The organism is Pseudonocardia lacus (assembly GCF_018531445.1).
Classification (GTDB): Bacteria; Actinomycetota; Actinomycetes; order Mycobacteriales; family Pseudonocardiaceae; genus Pseudonocardia; species Pseudonocardia lacus.
This window is the reverse complement of the sequence record NZ_JAHDTH010000001.1, coordinates 28,609-46,583: the sequence shown is the minus strand read 5'-3', so window position 1 is coordinate 46,583 and position 17,975 is coordinate 28,609. Positions and strand designations below refer to the sequence as shown.

The 17,975-nt window shown below is 75.5% G+C and carries 19 protein-coding genes; 7 read left to right on the top strand and 12 right to left on the bottom strand.

Going from position 1 to position 17,975, the window contains the following annotated elements:
• Positions 1–116 precede the first annotated feature (116 nt).
• From KIK08_RS00225 to KIK08_RS00205, 5 genes are read right to left on the bottom strand one after another with little or no spacing between them, the layout of a single operon-like run.
• Entirely contained in the window at positions 117–1,289 is a 1,173-nt protein-coding gene (locus tag KIK08_RS00225; protein ID WP_214400861.1) for a lipid-transfer protein, read from the bottom strand.
• Positions 1,286–1,714, bottom strand: a complete 429-nt coding sequence (locus tag KIK08_RS00220; protein WP_308257281.1) for a hotdog family protein — start codon at positions 1,712–1,714, stop codon at positions 1,286–1,288. The genes KIK08_RS00225 and KIK08_RS00220 overlap by 4 nt, the downstream gene beginning before the upstream one ends.
• Positions 1,711–2,631: a bifunctional MaoC family dehydratase N-terminal/OB-fold nucleic acid binding domain-containing protein gene (locus KIK08_RS00215; protein ID WP_408004612.1), complete on the bottom strand. Its 921-nt coding sequence runs from the start codon at positions 2,629–2,631 to the stop codon at positions 1,711–1,713. Before KIK08_RS00215 ends, KIK08_RS00220 begins: the two co-directional genes overlap by 4 nt.
• Positions 2,628–3,794: an acyl-CoA dehydrogenase family protein gene (locus KIK08_RS00210; protein WP_214400859.1), complete on the bottom strand. Its 1,167-nt coding sequence runs from the start codon at positions 3,792–3,794 to the stop codon at positions 2,628–2,630. The genes KIK08_RS00215 and KIK08_RS00210 overlap by 4 nt, the downstream gene beginning before the upstream one ends.
• A gap of 20 nt (positions 3,795–3,814) precedes the next feature.
• On the bottom strand, positions 3,815–4,894 hold the full coding sequence (locus KIK08_RS00205) for an acyl-CoA dehydrogenase family protein (protein ID WP_214400858.1): 1,080 nt from the start codon (positions 4,892–4,894) through the stop codon (positions 3,815–3,817).
• A 204-nt stretch (positions 4,895–5,098) separates the two neighbouring features.
• Here KIK08_RS00205 and kstR point away from each other — a divergent pair, with 204 nt between their 5' ends.
• The 7 genes from kstR to KIK08_RS00170 all read left to right on the top strand — a co-directional run bounded on the left by kstR (position 5,099) and on the right by KIK08_RS00170 (position 11,254).
• Positions 5,099–5,737 carry a cholesterol catabolism transcriptional regulator KstR gene (kstR, locus tag KIK08_RS00200; RefSeq protein ID WP_214400857.1) on the top strand — a complete coding sequence of 213 codons (639 nt, stop codon included), beginning with the start codon at positions 5,099–5,101 and terminating at the stop codon, positions 5,735–5,737.
• Positions 5,734–6,222 carry a MaoC family dehydratase gene (locus tag KIK08_RS00195; RefSeq protein WP_308257280.1) on the top strand — a complete coding sequence of 163 codons (489 nt, stop codon included), beginning with the start codon at positions 5,734–5,736 and terminating at the stop codon, positions 6,220–6,222. Before kstR ends, KIK08_RS00195 begins: the two co-directional genes overlap by 4 nt.
• 88 nt (positions 6,223–6,310) lie before the next feature.
• A complete protein-coding gene (locus KIK08_RS00190) occupies positions 6,311–7,117 on the top strand; it encodes an IclR family transcriptional regulator (RefSeq protein ID WP_214400856.1) in 807 nt (268 codons plus the stop codon).
• A 26-nt stretch (positions 7,118–7,143) separates the two neighbouring features.
• Positions 7,144–7,734 carry a TetR/AcrR family transcriptional regulator gene (locus KIK08_RS40785; protein WP_308257279.1) on the top strand — a complete coding sequence of 197 codons (591 nt, stop codon included), beginning with the start codon at positions 7,144–7,146 and terminating at the stop codon, positions 7,732–7,734.
• A complete protein-coding gene (locus KIK08_RS00180; RefSeq protein WP_214400855.1) occupies positions 7,731–9,269 on the top strand; it encodes a FadD3 family acyl-CoA ligase in 1,539 nt (512 codons plus the stop codon). The genes KIK08_RS40785 and KIK08_RS00180 overlap by 4 nt, the downstream gene beginning before the upstream one ends.
• A gap of 36 nt (positions 9,270–9,305) precedes the next feature.
• Positions 9,306–10,454: an acetyl-CoA C-acetyltransferase gene (locus tag KIK08_RS00175; protein ID WP_214400854.1), complete on the top strand. Its 1,149-nt coding sequence runs from the start codon at positions 9,306–9,308 to the stop codon at positions 10,452–10,454.
• Entirely contained in the window at positions 10,451–11,254 is an 804-nt protein-coding gene (locus tag KIK08_RS00170; protein ID WP_214400853.1) for an SDR family oxidoreductase, read from the top strand. Before KIK08_RS00175 ends, KIK08_RS00170 begins: the two co-directional genes overlap by 4 nt.
• Before the next feature lie 94 nt (positions 11,255–11,348).
• On the opposite strand, the gene KIK08_RS00165 is transcribed toward KIK08_RS00170, so the two are convergent.
• From KIK08_RS00165 to KIK08_RS00135, 7 genes are all read right to left on the bottom strand, one after another.
• A complete protein-coding gene (locus KIK08_RS00165) occupies positions 11,349–12,386 on the bottom strand; it encodes an acyl-CoA dehydrogenase family protein (RefSeq protein WP_214400852.1) in 1,038 nt (345 codons plus the stop codon).
• Complete coding sequence (locus KIK08_RS00160) at positions 12,386–13,567, bottom strand: acyl-CoA dehydrogenase family protein (RefSeq protein WP_214400851.1); 1,182 nt, start codon at positions 13,565–13,567, stop codon at positions 12,386–12,388. Before KIK08_RS00160 ends, KIK08_RS00165 begins: the two co-directional genes overlap by 1 nt.
• A 1-nt stretch (position 13,568) precedes the next feature.
• On the bottom strand, positions 13,569–14,432 hold the full coding sequence (locus KIK08_RS00155; protein WP_214400850.1) for an SDR family oxidoreductase: 864 nt from the start codon (positions 14,430–14,432) through the stop codon (positions 13,569–13,571).
• Positions 14,432–15,295, bottom strand: coding sequence for an enoyl-CoA hydratase (locus KIK08_RS00150; protein ID WP_214400849.1), 864 nt, complete (start codon positions 15,293–15,295; stop codon positions 14,432–14,434). Before KIK08_RS00150 ends, KIK08_RS00155 begins: the two co-directional genes overlap by 1 nt.
• Positions 15,296–15,357: 62 nt before the next feature.
• On the bottom strand, positions 15,358–16,083 hold the full coding sequence (locus KIK08_RS00145; RefSeq protein WP_308257293.1) for an enoyl-CoA hydratase family protein: 726 nt from the start codon (positions 16,081–16,083) through the stop codon (positions 15,358–15,360).
• 60 nt (positions 16,084–16,143) lie between these two features.
• Positions 16,144–16,911 (bottom strand): SDR family oxidoreductase, encoded by a 768-nt coding sequence (locus tag KIK08_RS00140; protein WP_214400848.1) that lies wholly within the window; start codon positions 16,909–16,911, stop codon positions 16,144–16,146.
• Entirely contained in the window at positions 16,908–17,972 is a 1,065-nt protein-coding gene (locus KIK08_RS00135) for an NAD(P)H-dependent flavin oxidoreductase (protein ID WP_214400937.1), read from the bottom strand. The genes KIK08_RS00140 and KIK08_RS00135 overlap by 4 nt, the downstream gene beginning before the upstream one ends.
• Positions 17,973–17,975 lie beyond the last annotated feature (3 nt).

The window sequence follows — 17,975 nt, the reverse complement described above, 5'->3', positions numbered from 1 at the left end:
TCCTCGCTCGTACGTCGATGCGTACTCACCGAGTGTGCGCTCTCGATCACCGCTCGTCAAGTGCCAGTACTGTTATCGACCAGTGAGGCTTGTCGCCCGTGCCGGTGCCCCACGCCTCAGCCGACGGCCAGCACCAGACCGCTCGTCGGTACGCCGGTCCCGGCCGTGACGACCACGTTCCGCACGTCGGCGACCTGGTTCACGGCGCTGCCCCGGATCTGGCGCACGCCCTCGGCCAGCCCGTTCATCCCGTGGATGTAGGCCTCCCCCAGCTGCCCGCCGTGCGGGTTGACCGGCAGCGCGCCGTCCAGCTCGATCCCGCCGTCGGCGAGGAAGTGCCGGGCCTCGCCGCGCCCGCAGAACCCCAGCTCCTCCAGCTGGACCAGGACGAACGGGGTGAAGTGGTCGTAGAGCATGCCGACCTGCACGTCCGCCGGCCCGATCCCGGCCTGGGCCCACAGCTGCCGGGCCACCAGGCCCAGCTCGGGCAGGCCGGTGAGGTCGTCGCGGTAGTAGCTGGTCATCGTGAACTGGTCGGCGCCGCTGCCCTGGGCGGCCGCGGTGATCACCGCGGGCGGGTGCGGCAGGTCCCGGGCGCGCGCGGTACTGGTGACGACTACGGCCACCGCGCCGTCGCTCTCCTGGCAGCAGTCCAGCAGGTGCAGCGGCTCCACGATCCAGCGCGAGGCCTGGTGCTCGGCCAGCGTGATGGGCCGGCCGTGGAACCAGGCGCGCGGGTTGGTCGCGGCGTGGCGGCGCATGGCCACCGCGACCCGGCCGAAGTCCTCGCTGGTGGCGCCGAACTCGTGCAGGTAGCGCTGGGCGAACATGGCCACGGTCGCGGCCGGGGTGGACAGGCCCACCGGGTACTGCCAGCCGTTGTCGATGCCGCCGGAGGTCGGCGCCGCCGTGGCACCCGCGGCCACCCGCCCGAACCGGTGCCCGGACCGCTCGTTGAACGCCCGGTAGCAGACCACGACGTCGGCGACGCCGGTGGCGACGGCCATGGCGGCGTGCCCGACGGTCGCGCACGCGGCCCCGCCGCCGTAACCGATCTGGCCGAAGAACCGCAGCCGCGGCACGCCGAGCTCGCGGGCCACGGCGATCTCGGCGTTGGCGTCCATCGAGAACGTCACGAGCCCGTCGACGTCGGACGGTCGCAGGCCGGCGTCGTCGAGCGCGGCGCGCACCGCCTCGGCGGCCAGTTGCAGCTCGCTGCGCCCGGAGTCCTTGGAGAACTCGGTGGCCCCGATCCCGACCACCGACGCCGCCCCGGACAGCGCGCTCACGGCAGCACCACCTTCACGGTACCGGTGACGTGGTCACCCAGACCGCACCGACCGACGACCTCGACGAGCACCTCCACGCCCTCCGGTCCACCGGCGTGGGCCGCCTCGACAGCGGCCACCCGCCCGCCCAGCACCAGCTCGTCGCCGGCGTAGCAGGGCACCCCGAGCCGGATCGACACGGCGCGCACCACCGCCGCCGGACCCGCCCAGTCGGTGACGCAGCGCTGCACCAGCCCCGTGGTGGTGAGGATGTTGAGGAAGATGTCCTTCGAGCCGCGCGCGACGGCGGCGACCCGGTCGTGGTGGACGTCCTGGAAGTCGCGGGTGGCCAGCGCCGTCGCCACCACGAACGTCGCGGTCACGTCCAGGCGCAGCGCGGGCAGCTCGGTGCCGACGGCGGGCGGGGCCCCGGGGGCGCGCGTCACCGCGGCCGCCATGCCGGCAGCACCAGCTCGTCGTCGATGCGGTCGAAGTCGACCTCGACCGGCGCCCCGATCCGGACGGCCCCCGGATCGGCGCCGCGCAGCTCACCCAGCACCCGCACGCCCTCCTCCAGCTCGACCAGCGCGACCACGAACGGCACCTCCCGCCCCGGCAGCGGCGGGTGGTGGTGCACGACGAAGCTGTAGACCTCGCCGCGCCCCGAGGCCACCACGTACCCGGGCCGGGTGGCCCCGCAGCGCGGGCACATCGGACCGGGCGGGTGCCGCAACGCCCCGCACTCCCCGCACTTCTGGATGCGCAGCTCTCCGACGGCCGTGCCTTCCCAGAAGTAGGCGGTGTCGCGGTTGACCTGCGGGCGCGGTACCTGGCGCGGGGGTGGCGGTGGCGGCGGGGGCCGGAACTTCAGGATCCGGAACATCATCTCGGCGACCGGTTCGCCGTCGACGGTCCAGGTGCTCACCGTCGTCACGAACCAGCCCTCGCCCAGCGCGGTGCGCTTGGGCCCGGCGACGTCGGTGAGCCGCGCCCGGACCGCCAGGCGCTCCCCGGGCCGCAGCGCGCGGGCGTAGGTCTGGGCGCAGTCGGTGGCCACCACCGAGGTGTAGCCGGCCTCGTCGAGCACGCGGGTCATGGCACCGAGCGGGTCGTCGTCGGCGCGCTGCCCGTGCAGCCCGCCCATCGTCCAGACCTGCACCATCGCCGGCGGCGCGATCCCCGGGTAGGCCGGGTTGGCGTCGCCGAGCGCCTCCGTCCAGTTGTTGATCATCGGCTCGTTGACCGGGTCGCGGGCCGGGCGCGGCGCGCAGTCCCCGGCCTCGACGAGCCGGCGGGCCGCCTCCCGGATCCGCTCGGCCGGGTCCTGCACGGCATCGGCGACCGGTGCCACGCCCGCGCTCACCTCGGCACCCTCGGCAGCCCCAGACCCGCGGTCGCGATCATCTCGCGCATCACCTCGTTCACCCCGCCGCCGAAGGTGATCACCAGGTTGCGCCGGGCGTGCACCTCCAGCCACTCGACCAGCTCGGCGGTCGCCGGGTCGGCCGGGTCGCCGTGGCGCCCGACGACCTCGGCGAGCTCGCGCCCGACCCGCTGGGTGACCTCGGAGCCGAACACCTTCGTCGCCGACGCGTCGGCCACGGTGACCGGCCCGGCCGCGGCCGACGCCGCGACCTGCCAGTTCAGCAGCTCGTTGACCCGTCGAACGGCGAACCCGGAGGCCAGCGCCCGCCGCACGTCCGGGGCGCCCAGCAGCGGCGAGCCGTCGGGCGCGCGGCGCGCGGCCGCCCAGTCGCGGACCCGGTCGAGCGGGGCGGCGATCCGGCCGGCCGGGCCGAGCATCACCCGCTCGTGGTTGAGCTGGGTGGTGATCAGCCGCCAGCCCCCGTTCTCCTCGCCCACCCGCATCCCGACCGGCACCCGCACGTCGGAGTAGTAGGTGGCGTTGGTGTGGTGCGCGCCGTCGCAGGTGCGGATGGGCGTCCAGGAGAAGCCGGGGTCGGCGGTGTCGACGATCAGGATGGAGATGCCGTGGTGGCGCGGGGGGCCGGTGCGGCAGGCGAGCCAGATGAAGTCGGCGTCGTGGGCGCCGGTGGTGTAGACCTTCTGCCCGTTGACGACGTAGGTGTCGCCGTCCAGCTCCGCCCTCGTGCGCAGCGAGGCCAGGTCGGTGCCCGACTCCGGCTCGGTGTAGCCGATGGCGAAGTGCACCTCGCCGGCCAGGATGGCCGGCAGGAACCGGGCCTTCTGCTCCGGGGTGCCGAACTCCTGCAACGTCGGGCCGACGGTCTGCAGCGTGACCGACGGCAGCGGCACGTCGGCGCGCAGCGCCTCGTCGACGAAGATCTGCTGCTCGACCGGGCCGAAGCCGCGCCCGCCGTGCTCGACGGGCCAGCCGACGCCCAGCCGGCCGTCGGCGCCCATCCGGCGCACGACGTCGCGGTACACCGGGCCGAACCGCTCGGTGAGCAGCAACCGGCGCTCCTCGGGGGTGAGCAGCCCGGCGAAGTAGTCGCGCAGCTCGGCCCGCAGGGCCGACTGCTCCTCGGTGAGACCGATCTCCACGCGGTGCTCCTCGGTGCAGCTCAGGGCGCCGCGGCCCGCGCCGCGAGCCGGTCCAGGGTGTGCTCGACGCCGCCCACGGCGCGGGCCAGGTCGCGGCCGAGGCCGAAGTAGCGGTGCAGCGGGTAGCCGGCGTCCACGCCCAGCCCGCCGTGCAGGTGCTGGCAGGTGTGCAGGGCGGGCGGGGCGTGCTCGGCGAGCCAGTGGGCGGCGACGTCGAGGTCGGTGTCGGCGGCGGGGTCGAAGGCGGGCGCGCCGTCGAGCCGCCACGCCGCGGCCCGCGCCGCCAGGTGCAGGGTCCGCGCCGCGATGTAGACGTCGGCGGCCTGCTGGGCGACGGCCTGGAAGGCGGCCAGCGGCCGGCCGAACTGGACCCGCGACCCGATGTGCGCCGCGGTCAGCTCCAACGCGCCGGCGAGCACCCCGTCGCCGACGGCGGTGGCGCCCGCGACGGCGCAGCGGTGCAGCTCGGCGAGCGCGCGGCCGGTGGTGTCGTCGCCGAGCAGGTCGTCGGAGCGCGCCCCGCGCAGCACGACGGTGCACTCGGGTCGACCGCCGGAGGACGGCGTCGGACGGACCTCGACCCCGGCGGAGCCGGGATCGACGACCAGCACCCCGACGCCGGAGCCGACCAGCTCGGCCGGCACCAGGATCCGGTGGGCCGCGGCGGCGTCCGGCACGCCGATCTTGGTGCCGGTGAGCACCCAGCCCGCGCCGTCGCGCTCGGCCCGGGTGCGCGGCGCGCGGGTCAGCGGGGTGGACGGCTCGTGCAGCGCGGCCGAGAGGACCGCGTCCTGCTCGACCACCGCGCCCAGCAGCGAGCGGCGCTGCTCGGGCGTGCCGGCCCGGGCGACCGGCAGGACGCCCAGCGCGACGGTGGCCAGCGCCGCGACCGGGGCCGCGCGCCGGCCGACCTCGGTGAGCACCAGCGTGCCGGCCAGCACCCCGAGCCCGGCGCCGCCCAGCTCCTCGGGCACGGCCAGGGTGAGCAGCCCCGCGCGTCCCAGCGCCTTCCACAGCGCGGGCGGGTCGGCGTCGGGCTCGATCACCTCGCGGGCGAGCCGGACCACCTCCCGCTGGCTGTCGTCCAGACCGAAGTCCACGCGCTCCCCCAGCTTCGACTCACCAGAGACGAGAATTGCAACCTGTTCTAGTATTGGGGCCCGGGCTGATCGCCCGCAAGCGTCGCATCGCCGGGTGGCACGAGGGGGAGGTACCGTTCCGGTGGTCAGGAGAACAGGTTCCGGTCAGGGCGTCACAACGTGGTCTCGTCTCCGATCGGGGACAGCACGGACAGAGGACCCCACATGGCAGAGCGAGCTCCCCGCACCCCCGCCCACCCGCGCCCCGTCGTGTCGCTGGCCGAGGTCGAGGCCGGGTCACCCGCCCAGCGCGACCGCCGCAGGCGCATCCTGGAAGCGACCCTGGCCCTGGCCACCAAGGGCGGCTTCGACGCGGTGCAGATGCGCGCCGTCGCCGAGCGGGCCGGCGTCGCGCTCGGCACCCTCTACCGCTACTTCCCCTCCAAGGTGCACCTGCTGGTCGCCGGCCTGGCCCTGGAGCTGGGCAGGGTGCTGGAGCGCATCGAACGCGCGCCCGTCGCCGGCGACACCGCCGCCGACCGCGTGCTGCTCGTGCTGCACCGCAACACCGTCGCCCTCCAGCGCGACCCCCACCTCACCGAGGCCATGACCCGCGCCTTCATGTTCGCCGACACGTCGGTGGCCGAGGAGGTGCGCCAGGTCAGTCGGCTCACCGAGCGGATGCTCACGCACGCGATGGGCGTCGAGGAGGCCTCCGAGGAGGACAAGGACATCGCCCGGGTCATCGGCGACGTGTGGCTGTCCAACCTGGTGGCCTGGGTGACCCACCGCGCCTCGGCCGAGGACGTGGAGAACCGCCTCGCGCTCACCGTGCGGCTGCTGCTGTCGGCGCGCGACCGGTGACCCTCCCGCCGGCCCCGACCGGGCGCGCAGACCGGCTGGTCGTGCGCGGCTCGGCGGGGCTGCGGGCCGCCGTCGGCGCGGTGCTCGGCCCCACCGACTGGCTGCGGGTCGACCAGCGCCGCATCGACGCGTTCGCCGAGGTCACCGGCGACCACCAGTGGATCCACGTCGACCCGGAGCGCGCCGGCGCCTCGGCGTTCGGCTCCACCATCGCCCACGGCTACCTGACGCTGTCGCTGTGCAACTACTTCCTGCCCCTGCTGCTCACCGTCGAGGACGTGGGCATGGGGATCAACTACGGCGCCAACAGGGTGCGCTTCCCGGCGCCGCTGCCGGCGGGCTCCCGGATCCGCGGCCGCGGCGAGATCACCGCCTGCGCCGACGTCCACGGCGGCGTCCAGGCCACGATCCTGGTCACCGCCGAGATCGAGGGCCGCGACCGCCCCGCCTGCGTCGTGGAGACCCTGAACCGGTGGCTCGATTGACGCCCCGACCAGCTTGACCAAGCGCTTGACCAAGTGGCGGTCCGGTCGTAGTGTCCGATCCGAACCGCCCCGACGGAAGGGTCGGACCATGACGACGGCGTCACCCGCTCCGGCATCGATGATCGACCGGATCGTCACGATCCTCGACTCGTTCGACGAGCCGCAGGGCTTCACGCTGGCCCAGGTCGTCGCGCGCACCGGGCTGCCCCGGTCGTCGGCCCACCGGATCCTCGAGCACCTGGTCAAGGTCGGCTGGCTGCGCCGCGACCAGCTGCACTACCACCTCGGGCTGCGGATCCTCGAGCTCGGCACGCTGGCCTGCTACCAGCACCAGCTGCGTGGGGCGGCGTCGGCGCACCTCTACGAGCTCGCGCACAGCACCGGGATGACCGTGCACCTGGCCGTGCTCGACGGCCCCGAGATCGTCTACCTGGACAAGCTCGGCGGCCGGTCCTCGCTGCGTGTGCCCTCCCGCATCGGCGGGCGCGCCCCGGCCACCTGCACCGCGGTGGGCAAGGTGCTGCTCGCCTACGCCGGCGAGCCCGCCGTCGAGGCGCTGCTGCGCCGGCCACTGCCCCGCCCGACCCCGGCCAGCATCGGCACCGAGCGCAGGCTGCGCGCCGAGCTGGTCAGCGTGCAGGACCGCGGCATCTCCTTCGACCGCGAGGAGTCCGCGTGGGGGCTCGGCTGCGTCGCGGCCCCGATCGGCACGCCCGGCTCCCCCGAGGCCGCGGTGTCGGTCTGCGGTCCGATCACCCGGGTCAACCTGGAGCACCTGGTCGCCCCGGTCCGCGCGACCGCGCAGGCCGTCTGGGCGTCGTTCAGCGCGGGGCGCACCGCGCCGCCGAGCAGCCTGCACGGGGCCGCCGCGCCCCGCCAGCCGATCGGCGCCTGAGTGCGCCGCCGCTGCGGGGGTGCGGCGTGACCGACGCGCAGCAGCGCCGCGCGGTGATCCTGGACAGCGCCGCCCGGCTGTTCGCCCGCAAGGGCTTCGCGGCCACCACCGTCCGCGAGATCGCCGACAGCGTCGGCGTGCTCTCCGGCAGCCTCTACCACCACTTCCCGTCCAAGGACGCGATCGTCGACGAGGTCGTCGACGGCTACCTCGACGACCTGCTCGCCGCCTACCGCGACGTGCTGCGCCGCGATCCGCCGCCGCGCGAGATGGTCCGCCAGCTGGTTGCCGCGTCCGTCGCGGCGACCACCCGCCACCCGCACGCCGCCGACATCTACCGCCGCGAGCGCAGGCGCCGCCACCAGTTCGGCGGGGCCGACCGGCTCGACGCGGCCGCCGCCGAGGTCACCCGCAGCTGGCTCGTCGCGCTGGAGCGCGGGCGCGCCGACGGCAGCTTCCGCACCGACGTCCCCGCCCCGGTGGCCTACCGCCTCATCCGCGACGGGCTCTTCCACTGCGGCCCGCCGCCCGGCCCGGGCGCGGACCTCGCCGAGACCGTCAGCGCGCTGGTCCTCGACGGGCTGACCACGCGCACGTCGGGGAGGAGGGCGCGATGACCGCACCGGCGACGGTGCCCGAGGTGCTGCGGGACGCCGCCGAACGCCACCGCGACCGGGAGGCGGTCGTCGACGGCGAGCTGCGCCTGACCTACGCCGCGCTGCTCGACGAGGTCGAGCGCGTCGCGGCGGCACTGCTCGCGCGCGGCCTGCGCGCCGGCGACGCGGTGGCCGTGTGGGCGCCGAACTCGGCGCGCTGGGCGCTGGCCGCGCTGGGCTGCCTGCACGTCGGCCTCACCCTGGTGCCGGTCAACACCCGCTACCTGGGCGAGGAGGCCCACCACGTGCTGGCGCGCAGCCGCGCGGCCGCGCTGTTCGTCGAGGGCGGCTTCCTCGACCGCGACCCCGCCGCCGAGCTGCGCGCCGCGGGTCCGCTGCCGCACCTGCGCACGACGGTCGACCTCGCCGGGAGCGGCCCCGACGGCTGGGAGGCGTTCCGCGCCGCCGGGACCACGGGCGTCGCGGCGGCCCGCGACGCGGTCACCCCGGACACGCTCCTGCAGGTCATGTTCACCTCCGGCACCACCGGCCGTCCCAAGGCCGTGCCGCACACGCACGGGCAGGTGGTGCGCCTCTACACCACCTACACCGGCCACCTCGGGCTGCGCGCCGGCGACCGGTACCTGCTGGTCAACCCCTTCTTCCACAGCTTCGGGCTGCTGGCCGGGCTGCTGTCGTGCCTGCTGCGCGGCGCCACCGCGCTGCCGGTGCGGCGCCTGGACGCCCCGGCGGTGCTGGAGCTCGTCGAGCGCGAGCGGGTGAGCGGCATCCCCGGCCCGCCCACGCTCTACGCCACGCTGATGAACGACCCGAGCCGCCCCGGCCGCGACCTGTCGTCGCTGCGCCTGGCCATCACCGGGGCCACCGCCGTCCCCTCCGAGCTGATCCGCCGCATGCGCACCGACCTGGGCCTGCGCGAGATCCTCACCGCCTACGGGCTGACCGAGTCCACCGGCGTCGTGACGATGTGCCGCCACGGCGACCCGGACGAGGTCATCGAGGCGACCAGCGGCCGCCCGGTCGAGGGCGTCGAGGTCGACATCGCCCCGATCGCCGGGGCCGACGGCGCCGGGGAGATCCTGGTCCGCGGCTACAACGTCATGGCCGGCTACGTCGACGACCCCGCCGCCACCGCCGCCGCGATCGACGCCGACGGCTGGCTGCACACCGGCGACGTCGGCCACCTCGACCGGGCCGGCAACCTGCACATCACCGGCCGGCTGGGCGACATGTTCATCGTCGGCGGCTTCAACGTCGCCCCCGCCGAGGTGGAGCAGGTGCTGTGCCGCCACCCCGCGGTGTCCGAGGCCGCCGTCGTCGGGGTCCCCGACGAGCGCCTCGGCGAGGTCGGGCGGGCGTTCGTGGTGCTGCGCCACGGCGCGGGCCGGCGGTCCGAGCGGGAGCTGCTCGGGTGGTGCCGGGAGCGGCTGGCGAACTTCAAGGTTCCGCGCTCGGTCGTCGTGCTGCCCGAACTGCCCAAGGGGGCCACCGGCAAGGTCGCCAAGGACGCGCTGCGCGCCCCGGCGACACCCTGACGTTCCCGGCCGACCACCCGACCCGGAGGAGGACCAGTGGCGCAGGCGTACCTGGTGGAGGCGGTGCGGTCGCCCGTCGGACGGCGCGGCGGCGGGCTGGCGGGCGTGCACCCGGCCGACCTCGGGGCCGCCGTCCTGACCGCGCTCGTCGAACGGTCCGGGATCGACCCGGCCGCCGTCGACGACGTGGTCCTCGGCTGCGTCGACACCGTCGGCCCGCAGGCCGGCGACGTTGCGCGCACCTGCTGGCTGGCCGCCGGGCTGCCCGAAGAGGTCCCCGGCGTCACGGTGGACCGCCAGTGCGGCTCCTCCCAGCAGGCCGTGCACTTCGCCGCCCAGGCCGTCATGAGCGGCACCGCCGATCTCGTCGTCGCCGGGGGCATGCAGAGCATGAGCGCCATCCCGATCGGCTCCGCGATGACCCTGGCCCGGCCGCTCGGCTTCGCCGACCCGTTCTCCGGCTCGACCGGCTGGCGCGAGCGCTACGGCGACCAGGAGATCGACCAGATCCGGTCGGCCGAGATGATCGCCGCGAAGTGGGGCATCTCCCGGGCCGACATGGAGGCCTTCGCCGTCACCTCGCACGAGCGCGCCCTGCGGGCGCGCGCCGAGGGCCGCTTCGACCGGGAGATCGTGCCGGTCGCCGGCGTCGAGCACGACGAGGGCCCGCGGGAGCCCGACCTGGACAAGATCCGCTCGCTGCGGCCGGTGCGCGAGGGCGGCACCGTCACCGCGGCCGCGTCCAGCCAGATCTCCGACGGCGCCGCCGCCCTGCTCGTCGCGTCCGAGGACGCGGTGCGCCGCCACGGCCTCACCCCGCGCGCCCGCGTCCACCACCTCTCCGCCCGCGGCGCCGACCCCGTCTGGATGCTCACCGCGCCGATCCCGGCCACCGCCCACGCGCTGGCGCGCACCGGGCTGGCGCTGGACGAGATCGACCTCGTGGAGATCAACGAGGCGTTCGCGCCGGTCGTGCTGGCCTGGCTGGACGAGACGGGCGCCGACCCGCAGCGGGTCAACGTCAACGGCGGCGCCATCGCGCTCGGCCACCCCCTGGGCGCCACCGGCGCCCGCCTGATGACGACCCTGCTGCACGAACTGGAGCGCACCGGCGGCCGCTACGGCCTGCAGACCATGTGCGAGGGCGGCGGCCAGGCCAACGTCACGATCATCGAGCGCCTGTGACCGACCCGTCCGACCCCCTGGACCTCACCGGACGCGCGGTGCTGGTCACCGGCGGCGGCCGCGGCATCGGCCGCGCCATCGCCACGCGCTTCCTGGCCGCCGGCGCGCACGTCATGGTCTGCGGGCGCTCGCGGCCGGAGACCCTGCCCGAGGCGGACGGGCGCACGGCCCGGTTCGTCACCGCCGACGTCCGCGAGGCCGCGCAGGCCGCCGCCGCGGTGCACGGCACCGTCGAGGCCTTCGGCGCGCTCGACGTGCTGGTCAACAACGCCGGGGGCTCGCCGGCCGCCGCCGCGGCCACCATGTCGACCCGCTTCTTCGACCGCGTCCTGGCCCTCAACCTGCACGGCGCCTTCTACGCATCCCAGGCCGCGAACGCGGTGATGCACGAACGCGGCGGCTGCATCGTCAACATCGGCACGATCAGCGCCCACGACCCCAGCCCCGGCACCGCCGCCTACTCGGTGGCCAAGGCGGGGCTGCTGATGCTCACCCGGGCGCTGGCGCTGGAGTGGGCGCCCGCGGTCCGGGTCAACCACGTGACCGTCGGGCAGGTCGCGACGCCGGGCATGGTCGACTGGTACGCCTCGGCGGCGGAGTCCGGGGAGGCGGTGCTGGCGCGCCTGGACCGCACCATCCCCGCCGGGCGGATGGCCTCCCCCGCCGACGTCGCCGCGGCGTGCCTGTACCTGGCGTCGCCGCTGGCCGGCTACGTCAGCGGCGCCGATCTCGCCGTCACCGGGGGTGGCGAGTTCCCGGCCCGCCACCTGGCCGCTTCGCCGGTGGACGCCGCTGACTGACGGCGGCTGCGCGTCCTCGCAGAGTCTGCCCACTCCTCGCAAGGTCCGGGGACCCTGCGCGGAGTACGCAAACCCTGCGACGTGGCCGAGGACCTCACCGAACCGCCGGCAACCCCGCCCGCTCCGCCACCACCGACCGCACCCAGGCCCGCCCCCCGAACAGCAGGTCCGTCGACGTGGCCCGCTTGAAGTACCGGTGCGCCGGGTGCTCCCAGGTGAAGCCGATCCCCCCGTGCAGCTGGATCATCTCCCCGGCCACCGTCCGGAACGCGTCCGCGCAGTAGGCCTTGGCCAACGGGGCCGAGACGGCGGCACCGGCGGGGTCGGCGTCGGCGGCCCACATCGCGTGCCGGGCCGTGGCCCAGGCGGACTCGACGAGCACGGCGAGGTCGGCGCAGCGGTGCTGCAGCGCCTGGAAGGTGCCCAGGGGGCGGCCGAACTGCTCCCGGGTCCGCAGGTGGGCGAGGGTGGTGTCGAGGCAGAACCGCGCCGCGCCCGCGCTCTCCACCGCGACGGCCGCGAGCAGCAGGTCGGTCGCACGGGAGGCCGATGCCGCGTCGCCGATCTCCACGGCCGGGGCGCCCCGCAGCGCGAACCGGGCCTGCGGGCGGCTGCGGTCGAGGGTGGGCAGGGTCGTGCGGGTGACGCCGGGCGCGTCGGTGCGGACCGCGACGAGCACGGCCGCGCCGTCGACGACGGCGGGGGTGAGCAGCAGGTCGAGGTGCGGGCCGTCGACGACGTTGTCGAGGACGCCGGTCAGCGCGGGGCCCGACCCGGTCGGCCAGCGGGTCGGCGGGGCCGGGGTCGCGAGGCCGGCGACGAGACCGCCCGCGACGAGCGCCGGCAGCACCTCGGCCGCCGGCGGCGCGTCAGAGCGGTCGAGGACGGTCGCCGCCACGGCCGTCTGCAGGAACGGCACCGGGGTCAGCGCGCGGCCCAGCTCGGCCAGCACGATCCCGAGTTCGACGGTCGTGGCGCCCGCCCCGCCGTGCCGCTCGCCGACGGTGATCCCGGTCAGCCCGAGCTCGCCGCAGAGCCGCTGCCACACCGCCGGGCCGGGGTCCTCCCGGGTCAGCAGGTCGCGCACGGTGCGCTGCAGGTCGCGCTGCTCGTCGCCGAACAGGGCGTCCATCAGGCCGGCCCGCGGGGCAGGCCCAGCATCCGCTGGGCGATGACGGTGCGCTGCACCTCGTCCGAGCCGCCGTAGATCGTGTCGGCGCGGGTGAACAGGTACAGCCGCTGGGCCGGGGTCAGCTCGTCCACCTCGGGGCCGGCGGTCACCGTGCCCGCGGCACCGAGGACGTCGACGGCCAGCTCGCCCAACCGCCGGTGCCATGGCGCCCACATCAGCTTGGCGACGTTCGCCTCGGTGCCGGGGGTGCTGCCGGCGGGCGCGCCCAACGTCATGACGGCGGTGTGCCGCAGCACCTGCAGCTGCATCCAGGAGTCCAGCAGCCGGTCGGCGATCACCGGGTCGTCCGCGGCGCCGCCGGCCCGCGCCGCCGCCAGGACCCGTTCGAACTCCCGCGCGAAGCCCATCTGCTGGCCGAACGTCGACACCCCGCGCTCGACCGCGAGCGTGCCCATCGCGACCTTCCAGCCCTCCCCCGGCGCCCCGACGACGTCCTCGGCCGGGGCGCGGGCGTCGTCGAAGAACACCTCGTTGAACTCCGAGGTGCCGGTGAGCTGCACGATCGGGCGGACGTCGACGCCGGGCTGGCGCATCGGCACCAGCAGGTAGGACAGCCCGCGGTGCCGGGTGGAGCCGGGCTCGGTGCGGGCCAGCACGAAGCACCGGTCGGCCTCGGTGGCCAGCGACGTCCACACCTTCTGCCCGTCGACGTGCCAGCCGTCGGCGCGCAGCTCGGCGCGGGTCGACACCGCGGCCAGGTCCGACCCGGCGCCGGGTTCGGAGTAGCCCTGGCACCACAGCTGCGTGCCGTCCAGGATCCCGGGCAGGAAGTGGGCCTTCTGCCCCGGTGTGCCGAACATCAGCAGGGTGGGTCCGAGCAACTGCTCGCCGATGTGCCCGACGCGGCCGGGCGCGCCGGCCCGGGCGTACTCCTCGTGGAAGATCACCTGGCGCTGCCAGGACAGCCCCCGCCCGCCGTCGGCCTCCGGCCAGCCGAGCCCGATCCACCCGTCGCGCCCGAGCCGGCGCTCCCAGGCCTTGCGGGCCTCGACGTGCTCGTGCTCGCGGCCGGGCCCGCCCGCGTCGACCAGCTCGGCGAACTCCCCGCCCAGCTCGCGGACCAGCCAGCCGGCGACCTCGCGGCGGAAGGCCTCGTCGGCGTCGTCGAAGCGCGGGTCCACCTCAGCCCGCCCCGTAGACCGGGGTGGGCGGCTCGGCCTCGGCGATCAGATCGAGAACCGCCTTGCCCGCCTCGGCGACCTCCCAGCGCCGCCCCCGCTCGCGGCGCGGGCCGTAGCGCCACCCGTCGGCCAGCCCGATGCGCCCGCCCTCGACCTCGAAGACCCGACCGGTGACCCCGCCCGCCTCCTCCGAGCCGAGCCACACGACCAGCGGGGAGACGTTCTCCGGCGCCATCGCGTCGAACCCGTCCGCGCGCGGAGCCATCATCTCGGCGAACACGGTCTCGGTCATCGGGGTGCGCGCCGAGGGCGCCAGCGCGTTGGCGGTGACCCCGTAGCGGGCGAGCTCGGCCGCCGCGACACAGGTCAGCCCGAGCACCCCGGCCTTGGCCGCCGAGTAGTTGCCCTGCCCGACGCTGCCCATGAGGCCCGCTCCGGAGCTGGTGTTGATGATCCGCCCGCTGACCGGTCGGCCGGCCTTGGCCTGCGCCCGCCAGTGCGCGGCGGCGTGGCGCAGCGGGCAGAAGTGGCCCTTGAGGTCGACCCGAAGGACCTCGTCCCACTCCCGCTCGCTCATCCCGACGAGCATCCGGTCGCGCACCAGCCCGGCGTTGTTGACCAGGACGTGCAGGTCGCCGAAGCGCTCCACGGCCGTCCCGACGAGCGCTTCGGCGTAGTCCCAGTCGGCCACGTCACCGACCGAGGCGATCGCCGAGCCGCCGTCCCCGGTGATCGCGGCGGCGACGGCCTCGGCCGCCGGGCCGACGTCGTTGACCACGACGTCGTAGCCCTCGGCCGCGAAGGCGCGCGCGTGCGCGCGGCCCAGTCCCTGGCCGGCGCCCGTGACGACGACGACCCGGCCCATCAGGAACCCCCCTCGGAGTCGCGCCGGGCGTCGCGCATGCTGCGCGCGTCCTGCCCGGCCAGCGAGTCGGCGCCGACCTCGGCGTTGTGCGCGTGCGCGAGGTGGTGCAGCCCGAACACCGAGTCCATCCCGGCCGCCTGGCCCATCAGGTCCTCGGCCTGGTTGACCGCCTTCTTGGTCAGCGCCAGCCCCAGCCGGGGCATCGCGGCGATCCGCTGCGCGGTCGAGAGCGTGTACTCCTCCAGATCGGCGCGCGGCACGACGTGGTTGACCATCCCCCAGGACAGCGCCCGCTGCGCGTCGATCCGCTCCCCCAGGTACAGGAACTCCTTGGCCCGGCGCGGCCCCATCACCCACGGGTGGGCGAAGTACTCGACGCCGGGGATGCCCATCCGCACCACCGGGTCGGCGAAGAAGGCGTCGTCGGCCGCGACGATGAAGTCGCAGACCCAGGCCAGCATCAACCCGCCCGCGATGCAGGCCCCGTGCACCTGGGCGATCACCGGCTTGGGCAGCTCCCGCCACCGCCGGCACATGCCGAGGTAGACCTCGGACTCGCGGGCCAGCCGGGACTCGGCGCCGGGCTTGCCGACGTGGTCCCACCACAGCCCGGCCCGGCGCGGGAACGAGGTGTCGGTGTCGCGGTCGGGGGTGCCGATGTCGTGCCCGGCGCTGAAGTGCTTGCCGGCACCGCGCAGGACGATCGCGCGGACCTCGTCGTCCTCGGCGGCCCGGTAGAAGGCCTCGTCGAGGGCGTAGGTCATCGCCGAGTTCTGCGCGTTGCCGTAGCGCGGGCGGTTCATCGTGACCAGCGCGACGGCACCGGCGGTCTCGTACCGGACGACGGGTTCGGTGGCGGTCATCGGCTCTCCTCGTCGGGGCTCCCGGCACCGCGTCGCGTGCCGTTGCAGGTCGGGTCCACCGCTCACCGCCCGAACGTGTCGCGGACCTCGTCGGCGACGCCGGAGAGGTTCAGCTCGAAGGTGAAGCCCTGCTCGTAGCGGTAGCTGCGCCGCACGTCCCACGGGTCGATGCCGTTGAGCGACTCCTTGGCCGCGCGGATGATCACCGGCGACTTGGCCGCGATCTCCCCGGCCAGGGCGAGCGCGGTCGCGCGCAGCTCCGCGCGGTCGACGACGCTGTGCACCGACCCGAAGGCGTGCAACTGCGCCGCCGTCGCCGGCTTGGCGGTGTAGACCATCGCCCGCGCGAGGTGCTGGGGCACCAGCCGCGACAGGTGGGTCGCGGCGCCGAGCGCGCCCCGGTCGACCTCGGGCAGCCCGAAGGTGGCGTCGGTGCTGGCCACGATCACGTCCGCGTTGCCGACCAGCCCGATCCCGCCGCCCAGGCAGTAGCCGTGCACCGCCGCGATCACCGGGACGGGGCACTCGTAGACCGCGGCGAACGCGGCGGCGCAACCCCGGTTCACCCCGATGATGGCCGAGGCGTCCGGGCAGGCCTGCAACTCCTTGATGTCCACGCCGGCGTTGAAGCCGCGACCCTCCGCGCGCAGCACGACGACGCGGGTGGCCGGGTCCGCGCCGGCGGCGGTGAGCGCGTCGGCGAGGGCGAACCAGCCGGCCGCGGTGAGGGCGTTGACCGGGGGCGCGTCCATGACCACCTCGACGACGCCCTCGATGACGCCCTCGATGCCGCCCTCGATGCCGCTGTCGCCGGTCCGCGTGCTGATCCCGTGCACGGCCGTCTCCTCTCAGGGGTGCTGGCTGGAGACCGAGACGACCTCCCCGGTCAGGTACGTCGAGTAGTCGCTGGCCAGGAACGCGATCACGGTGGCGACCTCCCACGGCTCGGCGGCGCGGCCGAACGCCTCGCGGGCCGCGAGCTCGTCGAGCAGCTCCGGCGACGCCGTCCGCGACAGGAACGGGTGCGCGGCGATGCTCGGCGCCACCGCGTTGACCCGGATGCCAAGGTGGGCGACGTCGAGCGCGGAGCAGCGGGTCAGCGCCATCACCCCGGCCTTGGCCGCGGCGTAGTGGGCCTGGTCCTTCTGGGCCCGCCAGCCGACGACCGAGGAGTTGTTGACGACCACCCCCGAGCGCTGCTCGGCCATCACCCGCAGCGCGGCCCGCGTGCAGCGGAACGTGCCCGTCAGCGTCACGTCCAGCACCCGGGACCACTGCTCGTCGGTCATCTCCAGCACGCTGGCGCTGCCGCCGAGCCCGGCGTTGTTGACCAGGACGTCGAGCCGGCCGAAGGTGTCCACGGTCGCCGCGACCATCCGCTGCACCTGGTCCTCGATCGTGACGTCGCAGGCGACCGCGAAGGGCTCCTCCCCGGTCACCTCGGCGAGCGCCTCGGCGGTCTCGGCCAGCCGGCGCTCGTGCCGGTCGCTGATCGCGACCCGGGCGCCCTCCTGCAGGCAGCGCCGCGCGGTGGCCGACCCGATCCCGGTGCCGGCGGCCGCGGTGACCAGCACGGTCTTGCCGGTGAGCAACCCGTGGCCCGCGGGCGCGGTCATGGCGTCGCGCCCGTCGCACCGAGCCGGGCCAGGGTCGCGCCGGCCTCGGCCACGATGCGCTCGACCAGCTCGGCGCAGGAGGGCAGCTCGTCGATCAGGCCGGTGACCTGCCCGCTGGCCAGGCTGCCGACCTCGACCCGGCCCTCGACCATGCCCGTGCGGATCATCATCGGCGTGTTGGCGGCCATCAGCACGCCCGCCCAGCCCAGGTCGCGCCGGCGGCGGAGGGCCAGGCCCTGGCGCACCACCTCGGGCCAGCTGGCGCCGACCGCGCGCTTGAGCTGCACTGCGCTGCGCACCGACCGGACCACCGCCCGCGGACCCGGGCGGCCGCCCGCGATGAGCCGCTCGACCATCGGGGTGCGCAGGACCCGCTGCGGCACCCCGTCGATCCGGTCGGTCACCACCGTGCCGTCCATCCCCGCGTCCAGGTAGGCCTGCTTGACCCGGGGCGGGACGGTGCTGTCGGAGGTGAGCAGGAACCGGGTGCCCATCGCGACCGCGTCCGCGCCGTAGGCGAGGGCGGCGACCAGGCCCCGCCCGTCGAAGAACCCGCCGGCGGCGATCACCGGGATGTCGACGGCGTCGACGACCTGGGGCAGCAGCAGGCTGGTCGGCACCCGCCCGGTGTGCCCGCCGCCCTCGCCGCCCTGCACGAGCACCGCGTCGGCTCCCCACGCGGCGACCTTCTCCGCGTGCCGGCGCGCCCCGACCGACGGGACGACCACGACCCCGGCGTCCTTGAGCAGGCCGAACACGTGCCGCTTCGGGGCCATCGCGAACGAGGCCACCGCCACCCCGTGCTCGACCAGGGCCCGCGCCCGCTCCTCGACGTCCGGCGCGGTGCCCACCAGGTTCACCCCGAACGGGGCCCCGGTGCGCTCCCGCACCGCCCGGATGCCCTCGACCATCTCCGCGCGCGAGATCGTGCCGCTGGCCAGGATGCCCAGCGCACCCGCGTTCGCCGTCGCCGCGGTCAGCTCCGGCCCGGACACCCAGCCCATCCCGGTCTGCACGATCGGGTACCGGACCCCGACCAGCTCGGTGAGGCGGGTGCGCAGGGC

What these genes read in the sequence shown, in the direction of transcription:
- kstR (WP_214400857.1), top strand. Translation starts at nt 5,099, where the DNA reads ATGGCAGAGCGAGCTCCCCGCACCCCCGCCCACCCGCGCCCCGTCGTG.
- KIK08_RS00190 (WP_214400856.1), top strand. Translation starts at nt 6,311, where the DNA reads ATGACGACGGCGTCACCCGCTCCGGCATCGATGATCGACCGGATCGTC.
- KIK08_RS00180 (WP_214400855.1), top strand. Translation starts at nt 7,731, where the DNA reads ATGACCGCACCGGCGACGGTGCCCGAGGTGCTGCGGGACGCCGCCGAA.
- KIK08_RS00165 (WP_214400852.1), bottom strand. Translation starts at nt 12,386, where the DNA reads ATGGACGCCCTGTTCGGCGACGAGCAGCGCGACCTGCAGCGCACCGTG.
- KIK08_RS00155 (WP_214400850.1), bottom strand. Translation starts at nt 14,432, where the DNA reads ATGGGCCGGGTCGTCGTCGTCACGGGCGCCGGCCAGGGACTGGGCCGC.
- KIK08_RS00150 (WP_214400849.1), bottom strand. Translation starts at nt 15,295, where the DNA reads ATGACCGCCACCGAACCCGTCGTCCGGTACGAGACCGCCGGTGCCGTC.
- KIK08_RS00140 (WP_214400848.1), bottom strand. Translation starts at nt 16,911, where the DNA reads ATGACCGCGCCCGCGGGCCACGGGTTGCTCACCGGCAAGACCGTGCTG.